At 59.8% G+C, this 16,220-nt stretch carries 16 protein-coding genes, 2 tRNA genes and 1 pseudogene; 13 read left to right on the forward strand and 6 right to left on the reverse strand.

Annotated elements, in window-relative coordinates; translation table 11 throughout:
• Positions 1-50: 50 nt before the first annotated feature.
• From ACP7AP_RS02695 to ACP7AP_RS02710, 4 genes and pseudogenes are all read right to left on the reverse strand, one after another.
• A complete protein-coding gene (locus tag ACP7AP_RS02695) occupies positions 51-398 on the reverse strand; it encodes a type II toxin-antitoxin system RelE/ParE family toxin (RefSeq protein ID WP_426031967.1) in 348 nt (115 codons plus the stop codon).
• A complete protein-coding gene (locus ACP7AP_RS02700; RefSeq protein WP_426031969.1) occupies positions 382-657 on the reverse strand; it encodes a ribbon-helix-helix domain-containing protein in 276 nt (91 codons plus the stop codon). The genes ACP7AP_RS02695 and ACP7AP_RS02700 overlap by 17 nt, the downstream gene beginning before the upstream one ends.
• Positions 658-739: 82 nt before the next feature.
• Positions 740-1,846, reverse strand: coding sequence for a Fic family protein (locus ACP7AP_RS02705; RefSeq protein ID WP_426031971.1), 1,107 nt, complete (start codon positions 1,844-1,846; stop codon positions 740-742).
• Between the two features lie 131 nt (positions 1,847-1,977).
• A pseudogene (locus tag ACP7AP_RS02710) lies at positions 1,978-3,258 on the reverse strand (site-specific DNA-methyltransferase); the annotation flags it as partial.
• On the opposite strand from ACP7AP_RS02710, the gene ACP7AP_RS02715 reads away from it, so the two are divergent.
• The gene (locus ACP7AP_RS02715) at positions 3,151-3,504 is read left to right on the forward strand and encodes a hypothetical protein (RefSeq protein ID WP_426032129.1); all 354 of its coding nucleotides are present in this window, start codon (positions 3,151-3,153) and stop codon (positions 3,502-3,504) included. The pseudogene ACP7AP_RS02710 and the gene ACP7AP_RS02715 overlap by 108 nt on opposite strands.
• Before the next feature lie 353 nt (positions 3,505-3,857).
• Here ACP7AP_RS02715 and ACP7AP_RS02720 read toward each other — a convergent pair whose 3' ends face one another.
• Positions 3,858-4,040: a hypothetical protein gene (locus ACP7AP_RS02720; RefSeq protein ID WP_426031973.1), complete on the reverse strand. Its 183-nt coding sequence runs from the start codon at positions 4,038-4,040 to the stop codon at positions 3,858-3,860.
• A gap of 296 nt (positions 4,041-4,336) precedes the next feature.
• Between ACP7AP_RS02720 and ACP7AP_RS02725 the strand changes: the two genes are divergently transcribed.
• The 6 genes from ACP7AP_RS02725 to ACP7AP_RS02750 all read left to right on the forward strand — a co-directional run bounded on the left by ACP7AP_RS02725 (position 4,337) and on the right by ACP7AP_RS02750 (position 10,131).
• Positions 4,337-4,888: an efflux RND transporter permease subunit gene (locus tag ACP7AP_RS02725; RefSeq protein ID WP_426031975.1), complete on the forward strand. Its 552-nt coding sequence runs from the start codon at positions 4,337-4,339 to the stop codon at positions 4,886-4,888.
• A gap of 468 nt (positions 4,889-5,356) precedes the next feature.
• Positions 5,357-5,680 carry a Rid family hydrolase gene (locus ACP7AP_RS02730; protein ID WP_426031977.1) on the forward strand — a complete coding sequence of 108 codons (324 nt, stop codon included), beginning with the start codon at positions 5,357-5,359 and terminating at the stop codon, positions 5,678-5,680.
• Positions 5,681-5,834: 154 nt separating this feature from the next.
• A complete protein-coding gene (gene bla, locus ACP7AP_RS02735) occupies positions 5,835-6,722 on the forward strand; it encodes a class A beta-lactamase (protein WP_426031979.1) in 888 nt (295 codons plus the stop codon).
• 304 nt (positions 6,723-7,026) lie between these two features.
• Positions 7,027-9,204: a prolyl oligopeptidase family serine peptidase gene (locus tag ACP7AP_RS02740; RefSeq protein WP_426031981.1), complete on the forward strand. Its 2,178-nt coding sequence runs from the start codon at positions 7,027-7,029 to the stop codon at positions 9,202-9,204.
• A gap of 98 nt (positions 9,205-9,302) precedes the next feature.
• Positions 9,303-9,959 carry a glutathione S-transferase family protein gene (locus ACP7AP_RS02745; RefSeq protein ID WP_426031983.1) on the forward strand — a complete coding sequence of 219 codons (657 nt, stop codon included), beginning with the start codon at positions 9,303-9,305 and terminating at the stop codon, positions 9,957-9,959.
• A gap of 25 nt (positions 9,960-9,984) precedes the next feature.
• Positions 9,985-10,131: a hypothetical protein gene (locus tag ACP7AP_RS02750; RefSeq protein WP_426031985.1), complete on the forward strand. Its 147-nt coding sequence runs from the start codon at positions 9,985-9,987 to the stop codon at positions 10,129-10,131.
• Between the two features lie 93 nt (positions 10,132-10,224).
• On the opposite strand, the gene ACP7AP_RS02755 is transcribed toward ACP7AP_RS02750, so the two are convergent.
• Positions 10,225-11,289: a nucleoside hydrolase gene (locus ACP7AP_RS02755; protein ID WP_426031987.1), complete on the reverse strand. Its 1,065-nt coding sequence runs from the start codon at positions 11,287-11,289 to the stop codon at positions 10,225-10,227.
• Positions 11,290-11,754: 465 nt separating this feature from the next.
• Between ACP7AP_RS02755 and ACP7AP_RS02760 the strand changes: the two genes are divergently transcribed.
• The 6 genes from ACP7AP_RS02760 (at position 11,755) to ACP7AP_RS02785 (ending at position 16,149) form a co-directional block, all read left to right on the forward strand.
• Positions 11,755-12,648 carry a helix-turn-helix transcriptional regulator gene (locus ACP7AP_RS02760; RefSeq protein ID WP_426031989.1) on the forward strand — a complete coding sequence of 298 codons (894 nt, stop codon included), beginning with the start codon at positions 11,755-11,757 and terminating at the stop codon, positions 12,646-12,648.
• Positions 12,649-12,830: 182 nt separating this feature from the next.
• Positions 12,831-13,367 carry a cupin domain-containing protein gene (locus ACP7AP_RS02765; protein WP_426031991.1) on the forward strand — a complete coding sequence of 179 codons (537 nt, stop codon included), beginning with the start codon at positions 12,831-12,833 and terminating at the stop codon, positions 13,365-13,367.
• 538 nt (positions 13,368-13,905) lie between these two features.
• Complete coding sequence (locus ACP7AP_RS02770) at positions 13,906-14,745, forward strand: calcium-binding protein (RefSeq protein ID WP_426031993.1); 840 nt, start codon at positions 13,906-13,908, stop codon at positions 14,743-14,745.
• A 93-nt stretch (positions 14,746-14,838) separates the two neighbouring features.
• Positions 14,839-15,768, forward strand: a complete 930-nt coding sequence (locus ACP7AP_RS02775; protein WP_426031995.1) for a pirin family protein — start codon at positions 14,839-14,841, stop codon at positions 15,766-15,768.
• Between the two features lie 199 nt (positions 15,769-15,967).
• Positions 15,968-16,044: transfer RNA gene (locus ACP7AP_RS02780), tRNA-Asp, on the forward strand.
• A 28-nt stretch (positions 16,045-16,072) separates the two neighbouring features.
• Positions 16,073-16,149: transfer RNA gene (locus tag ACP7AP_RS02785), tRNA-Asp, on the forward strand.
• The last annotated feature ends 71 nt before the right edge of the window (positions 16,150-16,220 follow it).

Below are 16,220 nucleotides of genomic sequence, written 5' to 3' on the forward strand. Positions count from 1 at the left end.
TTGATGGCGAACGGGCGGTCCTGCCACGCTGGCCAATGCCCAAGTATGGGTTAACGCTGCAGGAGCCGTGTCAGCATGTGGCGGACGTGATCCTGACCGCCGAAAAAGATGGCAAGAATGCGGACCCGTTGTTCCACTTCGTCAACTTCGAACCAATAGATGGCCCGGTCAATCGTCAGGTGTCGTAGCCCCGGTCGCAGGTCGTCGTGGCGCTCACCACGATGTGGTACCCCACCCAGCCGGTCGGCTTCCTGGCGAATGTCGCGGATGCGGTCCTCGCAATGGTCCAGTGCCGCTTCGACACTTTCGCCAAAGCTGCGGTAACTCTCGAACAGGTAGTCGAAGATCAGGGCGAAATCACGCTGGGCTTCCGCCGAAAACTCAATTCTGAACCGCATGTGCGCGGCGCTTCTCAATGAACATACGCGAAATCGACTTATCCATCTGGGCGCCTGTGACAAACGCGCCCGCACTGCGTTGGTCCAGCAGTGCTTTCAGGGCCGACCGTTGTAGATCTTCATCCTGCACCCGTTGCCGCAGGAGATCGATCCCTTGTTGCAGCACTGCGCTGACGCTTGAATAGCGCCCGGCTTCGACAAGTTCTTTGGCGAACGTGTGCTGCTCGTCGGTGAGCGAGATCGAGGATTTGATCGTCATGTCCGGTCTCCTTTGTCACAAAGTAGTACCAAGTAGCACCACGGTCAATCTTTCTGACCACCCACATCTTCATTTGTCGCTTCTAATCCAAAACCAGTGAATAGCTGGTGCTCCGCCCGCCAGCTGCATCCTTTGCCAGAACGCCGTGGGTCAACAGATCATCAATGTCTCGCAGGGCGGTATCCTGCGAACACTTGGCAAAGACCGCCCATTTCGAAGAGGTGAGCTTGCCCTCGAACCCGTTTAACAGGCGGTTCAGGATCGTGCGTTGCCGGTCGTTGAAGGCCAGATCACGATGCCCTTCCCAAAACCGCGCCTTGGTCATGATTGAGGCCAGAGTCTGCTCTGCGCCATCAAAAGCGCGGTCGAGGCAGGCGAGGAACCATAGGGTCCACTGTGTCACGTCCAGATCGCGTTTCTGGATCTGCTCAAGAATCTCGTAGTAGGCTTTTCGCTCGATCCGGATTTGCGCCGACATGCTGTAGAACCGTTGCGCCGTGCCCTCGGACCTCGCCAGCGCCATGTCGGCGATGGCGCGTGCGATGCGGCCGTTGCCATCGTCAAACGGGTGGATGGTCACGAACCACAGATGGGCGAGGGCGGCCTTCAGAACTGGATCAACGGTTGCGGCGCTGTTGAACCAGTCCAGAAACGCCTGCATTTCCGCGTCGAGCCGTTGGGCTGCGGGGGCTTCAAAATGCACCCGTTCCCGGCCCATCGGCCCGGATACAACTTGCATCGGTCCGGTTTGATCTTTTCGCCACGCCCCGACAGTGATGCGGGTCATGCCGCTGCGCCTGGTCGGAAACAGGGCTGCGTGCCATCCGAACAATCGATCCGGTGTCAAAGGCTCAGCATAGCGCTGCGTGGCGTCCAGCATCATCTCGACCACGCCTTCAACATCGCGGTCCTTGGGGGCCAGTGCGCCAATATCGATGCCAAGCCGTCGTGCAATGGAGGACCGGACCTGTTCCTTGTCCAGCATCTCGCCTTCGATCTCGCTGGATTTCAGCACATCTTCGGTCAAGGTTTGCAGGACGGCTTCGGTTTGCAACTGAAAGCCCAGCGCCTCCATCCGCCCCATCAGCCGACCTTGGCGGTGGCGGACGGCGGCCAGTCGCGCGGTGAGCGCGTCATTGCGCCATCGGTAATTGGGCCAATCAGTCAGTTCGTGGGTGTAAGTTGTCATTCGCCGCACCTCTTGCGGTGAACATACGCTGTATTCGCCGCAAGGCGCAATCTATTTCACCGCACGCCTTGCGGCGAATAGGGCAGGTATTCACCGCATTGCGGTTCGGTCACGCCGAAAGCGCGCTGTGATGCCGGCTTTCGCTCGGCCACGATCTCACAAAAAGCACGACCAGCACCGTCCAGCGTGGCTATCTGGACCGTGAACCGCTGCCATCTCTCCACCGCCACGTCAATGTAGGCCGGATTGAGTTCGATCCCAAGGCAAACCCGCCCGGTGGTTTTCGCCGCGATAAGGTTGGTGGCAGATCTGGTGAACGGTTCATAGATCGCTGGCAGGACTGGAGTTGTTCAGGATCGGGCGGCGCATGCATGCGACCGGCTATGGGGTGCCATGCACGGTTTCGGCATCCTGATCCCGGCTGGAAATATGCCAGAGCGTCGTCTGTTTGCGGTCGCACGCCCAGTGGCCTTTGCCCTTTCTGCGCACCGCATACCAGCAAGGCTCATGCTGCCAGTGGCAATCGCCCCGGCTTAGAACAAGCCGTTGCTTGGCCCAGATGATCTGGGAACGGATGGCAAAGCCCGAAATCGCAAGGCTTTCAGCAACCACCGTCGCGTGCAGCGCACCGTGCCAGACATAGGCGACATCGCCGGGAATCAGTGCCCAAGCCTCGCGCCAATCGGCACGATTATCGTTCAGCACCTTGCGGGTGCGCTTGGTCGCGGATGCGTTGGTCTGGTTGCGCCAAGCCGGATCGTATTCCACAGCGCAAGGCAGATCGGTCACCATCAGCATCAGGCTGGCCGCCCCGAACAGCCGAGAGACGTCGGTGGCCACGGTGGAATCACCGCACAGCAAACGATGTGGCCTTGTGATCCACAGATCGCGGGGCCGCGAGATTGGATCGACCGGGGGGCTGGTATATCGTCCTCGCCATCGACAGCATCGCCGACGCCGGGGGGCTCCAAATCTGACAGCAGAAGATTCGGTTCCTCGTGCGCAAACCCGATCAGGTCAAGGTCGAAATCCATGTCCTGCAAGGTGGCCTGTTACGTTCGAAGAAGGTCTTCGTCCCAACCGGAATTCTTGGCGGTACAGTTGTCGGCGATGATCAATGCCCGGCGCTGGGCGTCTGAGAGGTGAACCAGCACGATTACCGGCACTTCGGGCAATTCCAGCATCTGGGCGGCACGCAAACGATCATGCCCGGCGATGATCACGTTGTTGACGCCAATCAAGATCGGGTTGGTGAACCCTAACTCGGCAATCGAGGCCGCAATTAGGGCAATCTGTTCCTCGGAGTGGGTCCGCGCATTGCGGGCACGCGCCGCTGGATGCTTGCCGCTTATGCCTCGGGCGAAATCCGCGTCACCGTGACTGTCGCCGTGCTGACCGAAGGCTGGGATCATCCCCACCTTCTGTGTCGTGCTGCTGCGCCCCAGTTCCTACAAGTTGACCATGATCCAGATGGTCGGGCGGGACTTGCGCACGGTGGCCCCGAGCAATATCCGGGCATCGTCAAGACCGACCGCATCGTGCTGGATTTCGGGACGTCGAGCCTGATCCACGGCACGCTGGAACAGGATGTCGATCTGGACCGCAAGACCGAAACCGGGGAGGCCCCCCACCAAAGCCTGCCCAGCATACAAAGCTGAAAACCCGCTCGCGGCCTCAGAATGACCGCTGTGCGGCGGCTTTCCCGCGTAAAGTCGCAGAGAGCGGCGAAGGGGGATCAGCGCCATGGCGGGCTGGCCATCGAACTGGCAGAGTGGACACTGCACCAAACATCGCGCACGCCGGATTGGCGGTGGGCATCCAAGACGCTGGCCCCTTGCAGACGCGACAAGTCCACGGCCTTTGGGGTAACGCTGAGGCGTTCGATGTACTGGCCAGCCATGTCACGGCAACGCTCGGGTGCGCTGGTTGACCAGATCACCTCGACGGTTCGGGCGTCACGTTCGGCGCTGTAAGGGTCAGGTCGGCGCGGGGTGTCAGCATTTCTGTCGTGTCAGGCATTTGGAACGTCTCGGTTTGCAACGGGCGACGGCGGACCGAAACTTAGGCCAAGCGCGTCGGTTCGTGCCTTGTCGGCGGCAATTTCGGCATCGGCCTGTTCAGCGTTGTAGCCCCGCTTGGAAATTGCCTGACGGCGGCTTTTGAAACCTGCGTTGGTGGCGAGTATTCTGGCCACGACGTCCTTCTTGGGAGCCCACATAGTCGAATTTTGGCGGCAGCCACTTGCAGGCGAGATAGGAGACTGGGGCACGGTCGAAGTCCCGCGCGGGCAGATCGCCCGACAGGACAGCCAGCCGCACAAAGCGGTCCCAGACCGGAGGACAAAATAGATGCACGACGACATTGTGTTGCAACTGCTCGACATTGTGTTGCAACTGCTCGGCGCGCCGCCGAAACTCGATCAGCCCAGCGCGGATTGAGCAGTAGGTAACGCCCTTCAGATCAACGGAAACCAGCTTATCGGGCAAGCCGATGCCAGTAGGGCAAGCCGATGCCAGCGGCTGCGCTGCGAAGGTGGTTCTTGACGAAGGGGCCATAGGCGTTGCTATCGGTCTGGTTGGAAAACCTGATATCATCTTGCGCCTGCGAGAAGACGTCGGGCAGGATTTGTCCTGCATGGCAGGTCAGCGTATTGCCAGCAACACCGGCGTGCCGATCCCGCAGCAGGTGCTAGCAACGCCTGCACTCGGCTTGGGGCCAAGTTTGATCGAGTTGTATGACCGACAGTACAGCACCTTGGTTCAGACCGATCTGGCAGAGGGAGACTTGCTTGGTCCGGCTTCTGCCGCCGCGGCCACGGTGCCCCTTGCCATGGCCCTGCCAGAGGGCGCGTCGATTAAGAGTGCGGGCGATGCCGAGGTGATGGCCGCGATATTCTTCAGCTTTGCACTGGCGATAGGGGCCGGTACCTTGCTGGTGGAGTTTGCCATCGAAGGCATCAGGAATGGTCTGCACCGCGACCATGCGATCATGGAATCCGGTCACAAACGGGCGCGGCGGATCATCATGACCTTTATGCCATGATCGCAGGCATGGTGCCCCGCGCCTTTGCCTTTGGGACGGGCCGAGAGTTTCGTGTAGCCATGGCTGTGGCATTGACCGGCGGGCTTCTGTTGACGACGCCGCTATCGCGCTGTGCGTGCCATCGCTGTTCTGCGGCATCAACAGGCTGAAAATCCACTTGCGACGTGGCCTTGTTGTGGTTTTGGGTGCGAACCAGCCCCGCCCAGTCCGGCCCAGCCCCGCCCAGCGTCGTCAACCGGCATGCCTGACTGCCCCGCGCCGCGACCGGCCAGTTTGCAAGATAAGCGTGTGTCCGCCTACGCCAGTTGTATGTCCAGGTTGCATTCGCTAGGTCTGTAACTTGAAGGCCGCTCGGGTTGGAACCTTGGCGGCCATGTCATCAAGACAATCCGACATGTTCGAGGCCGCGCTGGCCAAAGCCGGTGCAGTGGTCGGCAAAACCATGGTTCATGTGAGAGGAACCAGAAAATGACCAACCTTGAAGCAATCTTTCCGGTCAATCGGCATGCTTTGTATACAAAGCAGCGCTACCCGGCGGCAATCCGATCGGGTGTTGGTGTTTTCGTATCCGGACAGCTGGGAAGCAGAGCCGACGGCTCGGCCAAGCCAGACGATGAAAACCACGAGGCACTTGCTTTTGACAATCTGATTGCTTTGCCGAAAGCGGCTGGGTGCAGCCTGAACGATGTCGTTGATGTCACGTTCTTCCGTACCGGTCCGACACCATCTTTGCAGTTCGTGATCGGTTCATCACCGATATACCTTTTCCGAACCGGGCGGCGGTCGGCGTGAACTGGCTGGCGGATTTTGAGATCAAGATCGTAGCCCGCGTCTCGCAAGCCGCGTGAGTGTCGCCACGGTCATCAGCTAAATCATGGATGCGACCCTCGCTGCGTTTTCATCGTGAGGGATGGGATACCAGCTTCAGACAAGGATTTTACGACAGATGACGCCACAATTTTACAAACCACTGCGTGCTGCAGTTGGCGTAGTGTTCAGCCTGCTGCTCGCCGGGCCCGGATACGCGCAGGACGCCGAAACACATCTTGCCGATACTATCAGTGCGCTTGAAACCAGCCTCGACGCGCGCATCGGTGTGCTGGTCCGCGATAGCGGGTCGGACTGGCAATGGGGCCACCGCGCGGAGGAGAGGTTCCTGATGGCCAGCACGTTCAAATCCGTGCTTTGTGCAGCCGTACTTGACCGTGTGGCCGCGGGCACGCTGTCGCTGGACGAACTTGTAAAGGTGCGCCCGCAGGACATCCTCGAATACGCGCCGGTCACCGAGGCGCATTCGGGCGGGACCATGCCGGTTGGCGAGTTGTGCCGTGCAGCGCTTGACATGAGCGACAATACCGCCGCCAACCTGCTGCTCGACCGGCTGGGTGGCCCGCAGGAGGTCACGTCATTTCTGCGCCGCATCGGCGATTCCGTCACGCGGCTCGACCGCAAAGAACCTGATGTGAATCTTTTCGACCCCGCAGACCCGCGCGATACCACCAGCCCCAAAGCGATGCTGTCGACATGGCAGGCGATGCTGCTAGGCGACGCGCTGCCCGCCGCGTCTCGCTCGCAACTGACAGACTGGATGAGCGGTGGCGCTGTGACGGGCGGGTTGATCCGGGCCAGCACCCCCACTGGCTGGCAAGTGGCGGACAAGTCGGGCAGCGACGACGGCTTTACCCGCAATCTGGTGGCGATGATCTCGCCCCCCGACCGGGCACCGTATTTTGTGGCTATCTATATCTCGGATTCGCCAACGGATTTTGAGACACGGAATGCCGCGTTGATCGAGATCGGTGCCGCCGTGGTCGAGGTTCTCAAAAGCCGTTGAGGCGATGGCCTAATGTATTTGCAATGGTCGTTGGTGACAAATGGCGCGGAAACGACCGACCGGCTGGTGTTGAAAATCCTGAAACCAATCTGGTCTAGTGGCAATTTACGGAGCGGACCGCCGCGCATAATGCCGCTTCCAAAGGCAATCCGGGCGCGGGCAAGCCATCCGACAAGATCATCGCTGAGGCCGCTGACATGTGGGCCTTTGCAGCGCATTGGGCGGGGCTGGAGGTGGGGGCGGCCCCGGTGGGCGAATGAACAGTGCCCCGCGTGCCACGATCAACCCTGAACCGGAGACGATCATGACCAACCATCTTTCGCTGCGAAAGCTATGTCTGGGCGCGTTTCTTGCGCTGCCGCTCTGGACGTTAACCCAGCCCCTTTTTGCGCAAACGGAGTCCGCAACAGCGATGAAATCCCTCAAATATCCTGAAACCGAACGCGGCGATGTTGTCGATGATTACTTTGGCACCGAAGTCGCCGATCCGTATCGTTGGCTGGAAAACGAAGCCAGCAGCGATGCTGCTGTGGCAGATTGGGTCGCCGCCCAGAACAAAGTCACCGAAGACTATCTCGCGACGCTGCCCGGGCGCGCTGTGTTCCGCGAACGGCTGGCCGTGCTGTTTGATTATGACCGCATATCCTCGCCCTACAAACGCGGCGATCGCTATTTCTACACCCGCAATTCCGGTGCTGAAAATCAGGGCGCGCTGTATGTGCGTGATGGCGTCGACGGTGAGGACCGTGTCCTGATTGATCCCAACACCTGGTCTACAGATGGTGCTACCGCCCTGGCGGAATGGATGCCGTCCGAGGACGGCGCCTATGTTGCATACGGCGTGCAGGAGGGTGGGTCAGACTGGCGCACCATCAATGTGCTGGATGTGGCGCGAGGCGAGATGCTTGAAGACACGGTCAAACGGGTCAGGTTTACGTCCATTGAATGGGCTCGCGATGGCGCAGGCTTCTTTTACGCCCGCTTTGCTGATCCCGCCGAAGGGGCGTCAGCGCAGGCGGCGATTGTGGGCCATTCCATCTATTTCCATGCGCTTGGCACCGCCCAGTCAAAGGATCGGCTTGTGTATGCAACACCCGATCAGCCGAATATGCTGCATACATTCAGCATCACCGATGACGGGCACTATATTGCCATTGCGTCCACGTCGGATACCAAGACAAATAGTCTGACATTGGTGGACCTTGCGCAAAGCGATTGGCCGATCCTCCCGATCATCACCGACTTCACTGGTCAGTGGGGTGCCATCGGCAATGTCGGCACAACATTCTACATTATGACGAACAAGGATGCCGACCGCTACAAGATCGTGACGCTGAATATCGCGGACCCCGACGCTGATTTTGTCGATCTGATCCCCGAGCAGAAAAACATCATGAATGACGCATGGATGGTCGGGGGTATGCTGCTGACGTCATCGCTCGACAATGCGACCGCACTGATCAGTCGCTACAAGCTTGATGGCACGCCCGATGGCGAGGTGAAACTGCCCGGTATCGGCAGTGCGGGTGGGTTTCGCGGTGATCCGCAGGACAATGAGGCCTTCTTTATCTTCACCAGTTACAACATGCCCACCACCGCCTACCGCTATGACGTTGCAGCCAACACCTATTCTGTCTGGATCGACCCGGATGTGGCCACAGATCTTGACCAGTTTGTCGTAGAACAGCAGTTTTTCACCTCAAAGGACGGCACCGAGATGCCGATGTTCCTCGTGCGGCGCCGCGATGTGGCCGGTGCTGCACCGACGCTGCTCTATGCTTACGGAGGTTTTGGCATCAACTTGATCCCGGTTTATTCACCCCCGCAACTGGCGTGGGTCGAACAGGGCGGCGTGATTGCCGTCGCCAATATCCGCGGCGGTGGTGAATATGGCGGTGCGTGGCACGACGCCGGGCGCAGGCTGAACAAGCAGAACGTGTTTGATGATTTCATCGCGGCTGGTGAGTATTTGATTGCGGAGGGGATCACCCCGGCGGGTGGGCTGGCCATTCAAGGAGAATCCAATGGCGGGCTGCTGATCGGGGCGGTCGTCAATCAACGCCCTGATCTGTTTGCGGCTGCCCTTGCCGGTGTCGGCGTCATGGATATGCTGCGCTATAACCAGTTCACCAGCGGGCAACTGTCGGTCGACGAATACGGCGATCCGGCGGTGGAGGCGGATTTCCGCAACCTGCTGGCCTATTCGCCGTACCACAACATCGCACCGGGGCAAGATTACCCCGCGATCCTTGCCACCACCGCCGATACAGATGATCGCGTGGTGCCCGGCCATACCTTCAAATATGTCGCCGCCCTGCAAGCTGCCGATCTTGGGCCAATGCCGCGCCTTGCCCGTATCGAGACCCGCGCCGGGCACGGGGCAGGCAAGCCGATCGACAAGGTCATCGCCGAAACGGCAGATCTATGGGCCTTTGCCGCGCATTGGACGGGGCTGAAAGTGGGGGCGGTGATGGGTGAATGATCACAGCACGGAGCATCGTTTAATGTATGTGAAGGGTCTGTTCTTGCCAGACAGATCGCACACCGAAGGCGAATAGGTCGCAAAACAAAGAAATCAGCATGTCCAGTTCCAAGCCCCCCACTATCACCGCCTTTGCCCAATCGCCCGATGAAGGTCAGGGACTGGCGCGCGACATGCGCGTTCGCTGGGCATTGGAAGAAGTGGGGCAGCCGTACGACGTTTGCCTTGTGTCGTTCGCTGCGATGAAAGAACCTGCGTATCGGGCCTTGCAGCCATTCGGGCAGATCCCGAGTTACCAAGAGGGCGATCTGATCCTGTTCGAGTCGGGCTCAATTATTTTGCATATTGCACATCACCATGCGGGCCTTCTGGCAGCCAATGCGAATGTCCGCGCGCGCGCAATCACATGGATGTTCGCAGCCCTTAATACGGTTGAACCGCCCATTGTCGAACTGGAACAGGCATCTTTTCTGAAGCTCTACAAGGCTTGTCACGCACAACTTATCCCAATCTTGGAAGATCGCGTGCGTGCCCGACTGGGCGAGCTGTCCAACCGGCTTGGTGATGCCGACTGGCTTGACGGCGCGTTCAGCGCCGGTGACCTGTTGATGGTCATGGTGCTGCGTCGGTTGGACGGAACGGGCATAGTGGAGGAATATCATAACCTTGGCGACTATGTCGCCCGCGGCGAAGCGCGGCCCGCTTATCAGCGTGCTTTTGCCGCTCAGTTGGCGGTGTTCAAGGGCAAGGCTTAGACCGGCTGATGCCGGTGATCGCGTCGTGCCCGGCGATACATTCTTCTATTTTGCAACTTTGCAGGCCGCTGATCTCGGCCCAATGCGGCGTCTGTCTGGTTTTGAAACCCGCGATGGGCATGGGGCGGGCAAGCAGATCGGCAAGGTGATCGTTGAAACCACTGACCTGTGAGCGTTTGGGGCGCATCGGGCGGGGCTGGAGGTGGGCCTGAGCGAACACTACCGTCCGAATTGACTAGGTGCGCGGGCCAAGGCTTGCCCATCGTCACCTGACAATCAGAACATCGTGCAGTAGCGCCGACGTTTCCGGGCAGTAAAGCGCAACAGAACCCTCCCTGTTGTCCCTCGCCGTTGCGGGCATCTCGACCACCAGGCTGTCGTGCGGCACTAACCAGAAAGTCCATTCCCAAGCCATTCGGGCGGTAACTTCGGCACACTTAAACCGAGCGGGGTCAGTGATGTAGGCCGCCGCGATCCAGTCAAACGGATAGAACCCCGCTAAGCCGACGTCGTCGTTCCAGAAGGCCAGCCAATCCCTGGCGGTGTACGCGACCCATGCATGCGATGGACTTTGCCGGGCGAGGCTATCGAGGTCAGCAGCGGTGATCATCGTCGCTCGGGCCGCGTCATAGGGGATAAGGGTCATCGGCAGGCGCATCGCCAAAACGGCCCGTGTGGCTGCGGAATCGACCGATACGTTCAGGTCACGAAAGATCGGGCCATGGCCAAACAACGCGCCGGTGCCTTTGCCTTCGGTCGGGTGAAACAGATGACCCGCCCGGTGGCCCATCACGGCGACAATCCGCGTCACATTGCGCTGCAGGTCGGGACGGCCCTCCAGCGCCGAGGCAACATTGCTCAGTGGACCAAGGGCGAGAATGGTCAGCGGCCCTGCCTCCAACGCCGCTTGCAGTGCAATGACGCCGGGGGGCGCTGCTGCGCCGGTGCCAAGCGGTGCGCCATGGCCGCGGAACACGGGCGGAACCGACATGCCATCAAGCGCCATCTGCGCCACAAGGGCGGCGACCCGGTCTGCCACAATATCGCCGTTGGCATTGCCGAAACTGGTCAGCCCCGCAATATCCGCGCCGTGTGACAACAGCCACAAGATCGCCAGACAATCATCAGGGTCGGTGCGGGCCGTGGCACCACACGCCGCATCTGTGTCAATCCAGATCCGGCCCGGTGGTGATATTTCTGGCCCGCCGGTGATCAGCGCCATCGGGACCAAATCCTGGCGTCCCGTGCCCCAATGGCCCCATTGGCTCGCCACATAGGCCGCTCCGGCGGCTAAAAGCGCGGCGAACACGATGGAGTGCGGTTTAATCACTGGTTTTCCTTGCAGATAACGCTGTCGAGCACGCCTCAGAAACCCTGTCTCTTCCCTATGGCTTAGCGCGACAAGCGCCATTTCATCTGTGCAGAAGCAGGCGCGACATTGCGCCGCTTGAACCTGATCCCTTCCGTCCAGATATCGGCAGGGTTCCGTAGTTGGTGATGTTGGCCCTTTTTCTGCGTTTTGAGCCCCCGCTGAAGAAATCTGCCATTTCCTGGAAAACAGCGCAACGCATGGTGGCGGCATCTGGCGTGTTTGCCCGAAGCAATGTCGCACCTTGCGATTGATCGTGCCCGAGCCGGCATGAGCGGATATGCACGCATCATTCGCTGAATGTCCAATCCTGCTGATCATGTGGATGACCGAGGGAGCATAAAGCTGTAGGGCTCGCTGCGTGGGCATGGCTCGTCAACGGTGCTGATCCTCTGCGCATCCAAGAAATCTGATCGGATAAAACAAATGCCAGCGAGCGAAATCTTCTGGGTCAAAGACTTGCTGCCCGATGGGGCCGTACTGCGGGCGGCTCACCGGACGGCCAAGCTGACCCTCGCGCGGTTCAGCCATGACCATGACGACGAAATTTTGCTTGAAGCGTACCCGGAAGATGCCTTCGTCGCTGTCATTCACCTGGGCGCGATGCCCGCACATCATTCGCTTTTCAATAACCACCACCACAGGCACGCCTCAGGCCGGAACACATCGTTCAACTTTGCCGATCTGCGGACGTCCCCCACCTGCCGCATCACTGGCAAGCTGGACAACTTCCATCTGCACATCCCGCGCGCCGCCATGAATGACATGGCAGATGACGCGAATTCGCCGCCCATCGACCGCCTGCACGCGCCGGACGGCTGGGATACGGTTGATCCCATTCTGGATGCGATCAAGCAAACTCTGGTGGGTGCCATCCACCGCCACGAGGAAATGAGCCAGCTGTTCATCGACCACATGATGCTGGCATTGCACGCGCACCTTGCCCGCACTTACGGCGGCATGCGCGATGCAACACGCCGCCGCAGTGGCGGATTGGCACCCTGGCAGGAACGGCTGGCAAAGGAATTGATCGCGTCGAACCTGACACGCGAGCAGACCTTGGGCGAGGTTGCCGATGAATGTCGCCTCTCGATCACCCATTTCGCGCGTGCGTTCAAGGCATCGACCGGCATGACACCGCATGGCTGGCTGCAAGCGCGGCGGATCGAACGGGCGCGGGACTTGCTGGCGACAGATCTGTCTTTGGCCGAGATTGCGCTGGAATGTGGCTTTGCCGACCAAAGCCATTTCACGCGGGTGTTCAGCCGGATTGCCGGAAATACCCCCGGGTCGTGGCGCAGATACCGACTGGCGGCCTGACACTGGCCCCTATTACCCCGTCAGTGTCGGGCGTGCCGACCAGTGGGTAGTGAAACCCACGCGCGTCGGTTGCAATGACCGGATCGTCCAAAATGTGTTCGTCCTGTGCAAGAGGTAGGGCCTTAAAGCGCCTATTCCCAAGTCAACATCGGACTTCTCCGGTGGTCGAAACAGGAAATAGTATGACAACGCTTGATAAATCCGGCCTTCGCCGTCGCGGCTTTGTTGCAGGTGCTGCACTTGTAACCGCGGTCGCGTCCGTGCGACCGGTTCTGGCCGAAATGGCCACAGTCCACCCGCACCATATCGCACCCTCCGCCGATCTGGACTGGTTCCCGACGGTCCCGGGCGAGCAAATGGCGATCCATGTGCCAAGTGCGCAAATTGGCGGTCGCTTTGCAGTTGTTGAGACGATTGCAGAACCGGGTGCAGCCGCGCCGCCCCACATCCACCGCAGCGCCGACGAATATTTCTTTGTCCAGCAGGGCGAAATGCACTTTGTCTGTGACGGTGTCGAGTTTGATGCAGCAGCAGGCACCAGCGTGCTAATCCCGCGCGGCGTGGCCCACACTTGGGTGAACCTGACCGATAAACCGGTACGCACGCTGGTAACATTCACACCTGGCGGGATCGAGCAGATGTTCAAGGAACTTGCCGCCGTGTTCCCGCACGGCGTCGAAGACCTTGCCGCGCGGTATGATACCTATCTGACCACTTAGATTTAGGGTCGAGGAACCTCTTACATCCGATAAACCAGCCTGACTTTGATTTGCCGTGGTTCCTCGCCACCCAAAAAACAGGTCGGTCATAGCGCGCGGCTAACCGCGTCACCGAGGCGTCAACTGTAACACCACAATGCGGGATTATACATCTTTAGGGACCGCCGGTTGGAGAACAAGAACAATATCTTCGCGTTGTAATGCTGCTGCGATGGTACCCAGCGTCTTGCGTGGCGGAGGGCGTGGCCGTCGCTTGTTGTGGTGATGATGGCCGGGCCTGTCAGGATAAGGGGTCAGCCAGTTCCAAGTTCCCCGCCTTGGTGTAGAGATCAACAGTCAGCCGCGACTGGCCGCCCGATGTTTATAGCCTGAATATCGGTTGCAGGCTTTTCAATCCGGCGTTGTGTCATGGATAGCGGTGTGGCGTATTTGCGCGCGCAGGCGTGGATCAGTATTGCGCGATAGGACTTTCTTCATATGATTGCACAGTATTTGGTCGAGACGCGTATGGCGGCAGGAGTCATCATGACTGTCAACAATGGGCAGCAACTCTGCTGACACGTTGTTTGACGGGGCGGGCGACGATATTTTGCGGGGCTGGCTGGAGGGCAATGCGACCAGCGATTTCGGGCCCGTCAGCGATGCCGATCTGCTGGTGGCGGATCTGGGGCAGGATACGTTGTCGGGAGGTGCTGGCAATGACACGCTGTATGGCGGGGCCGAAAATGACAATCTGCGCGGCGGCACCGGCGAGGACACGTTGTACGGTGGCGCGGGCGATGATCTGATTCAGGGCGGCACCGACAATGATTTGTTCTTTGTCGGTGCTGGCGAGGGTGCCGATAGTATTGATGGCGGCTCGGGGTTGGATTTTCTGGTGTTTGACCGCAGCGGCTCGGCTTTGGCGCTGAATTTTACGCTTGCAGAGCCGGGGATCGCGCAAAGCTTGGCGGATGGCAGCTGGTTCTTTGGCATCGAGCGGATGCTGTTTCGCGGCGGTGAAGCGGGCGATCAGGTTGGCGGCGGCGGTTATGCGGATCAGCTTTTCGGCAATGGTGGTGCTGATATTTTGCGCGGCGGCGGCGGGGTGGATGAACTTTACGGTGGCGCTGGGCTGGATGCGCTGTTTGGCGGGCTTGCGGGCGATCTGCTTCTGGGTGGCGCTGACAAAGACCAGCTTTATGGCGAGGCTGACAACGACCAGCTTTACGGTGAAGCGGGGCGTGATCTGCTTTACGGCGGGGATGGCGCGGATGCCTTGGCGGGTGGTGCGCAGGATGACGCCGTCTACGGCGATGCCGGGGCCGCAGCAGCTGCGCAGTTTGCGCAGGTGGCGGCGGGGCTTGATCTGACGGCGGATGATTTCACCGTGCTCTGAGGGTTGCGCGATCACGCACAGAAGCCGCGCGCAAAGCGGTCTATGGTGCGGCGGTGTTTGCGCCTATCTTTGCTTCAACAGATGGAGGCGAATATGAGCTGGAATCCTTTGCTGGATGCGTCAATTCCGATCGGCGAACAGGTGGACGCGATTGAGGCGCTGATTATTCCGCGTGCGCGGGATTTAGGCGGATTTGAGGTGCGCCGGGCTTTGCCCTCGGCACAAAGACAGATGGTGGGGCCGTTTATTTTCTTTGACCAGATGGGGCCTGCCGAGTTTCTGACCGGCAAGGGCGTTGATGTGCGCCCGCATCCACATATTGGCCTGTCGACGGTGACTTACCTCTTGCAAGGTCGGATGCATCACCGCGATTCTCTGGGCACCGATGCCTGGATCACGCCGGGCGAGGTCAATCTGATGCAGGCGGGGCATGGCATCACCCATTCCGAGCGCACCGATGGCGCGCTGCCGCAGACGTTGTTTGGTTTGCAGACATGGTTGGCGCTGACCCGCGCGCAGGAAGATGCGCCACCTGCGTTCCACAATCTCGGCGTCGATGCGCTGCCGTTGCTAGAGGCAGAGGGCAAGCAGGTGCGGTTGATTCTGGGCAGTGCATGGGGTGCCAAGGTGCCGTTGGATCTGTCATCCGAGACGTTTTATGCCGATGCGACTTTGGCTGCGGGGGCGTCGCTGCCGCTGCCCGATGAGCATGAGGATCGCGGGATTTACGTGTTGACGGGCGAGGTTTCTCAGGGCGGTCAAACCTATGGCACGGGCTCGATGCTGGTGTTCCGGCCCGGCGATGGCATCTCGGTGAAGGCAGGGGCGACAGGCGCACGGATCATGGTTTTGGGTGGGGCTACGATGGATGGGCCGCGCCACATCTGGTGGAACTTTGTGGCCTCGTCGAAGGAGCGCATTGAGGCTGCAAAAGAGGCTTGGCGGGCAGGCGATTGGGCGCATGGGCGGTTCCAACTGCCGCCTGCGGACCATGATGAATTTATCCCCGCACCAAATCGTTGAAAAACCCAGATCGTTGAAAAACTTAGATCGCTGAAAAACCCAGATCGCTGAAAAACCCAGATCGCTGAAAAACCCAGATCGCTGAAAAACCCAGATCGCTGAAAAACATCGGCGAACCTGCTTGACGCCGCTTTGCCCCTTGCGTAATACCCCGGCACGCCTATGAGAATAGGTGCCTCGGGCAACCGGGGGCAAGGCGGCGGTGGTAGCTCAGTTGGTTAGAGTACCGGCCTGTCACGCCGGGGGTCGCGGGTTCGAGCCCCGTCCACCGCGCCACTTGCCCCTCTGTCAGATGTGAAAATGCGCGGTGGTAGCTCAGTTGGTTAGAGTACCGGCCTGTCACGCCGGGGGTCGCGGGTTCGAGCCCCGTCCACCGCGCCATTTCACAGAAATTCCCCTGATTGTTGCCTGACGCGTTTGCGTGCTGCATGGGCGTGCGTGGGGTTTTGCAC

The sequence above is a fragment of the Cypionkella sp. TWP1-2-1b2 genome, assembly GCF_049896245.1.
Classification (GTDB): domain Bacteria; phylum Pseudomonadota; class Alphaproteobacteria; order Rhodobacterales; family Rhodobacteraceae; genus Cypionkella.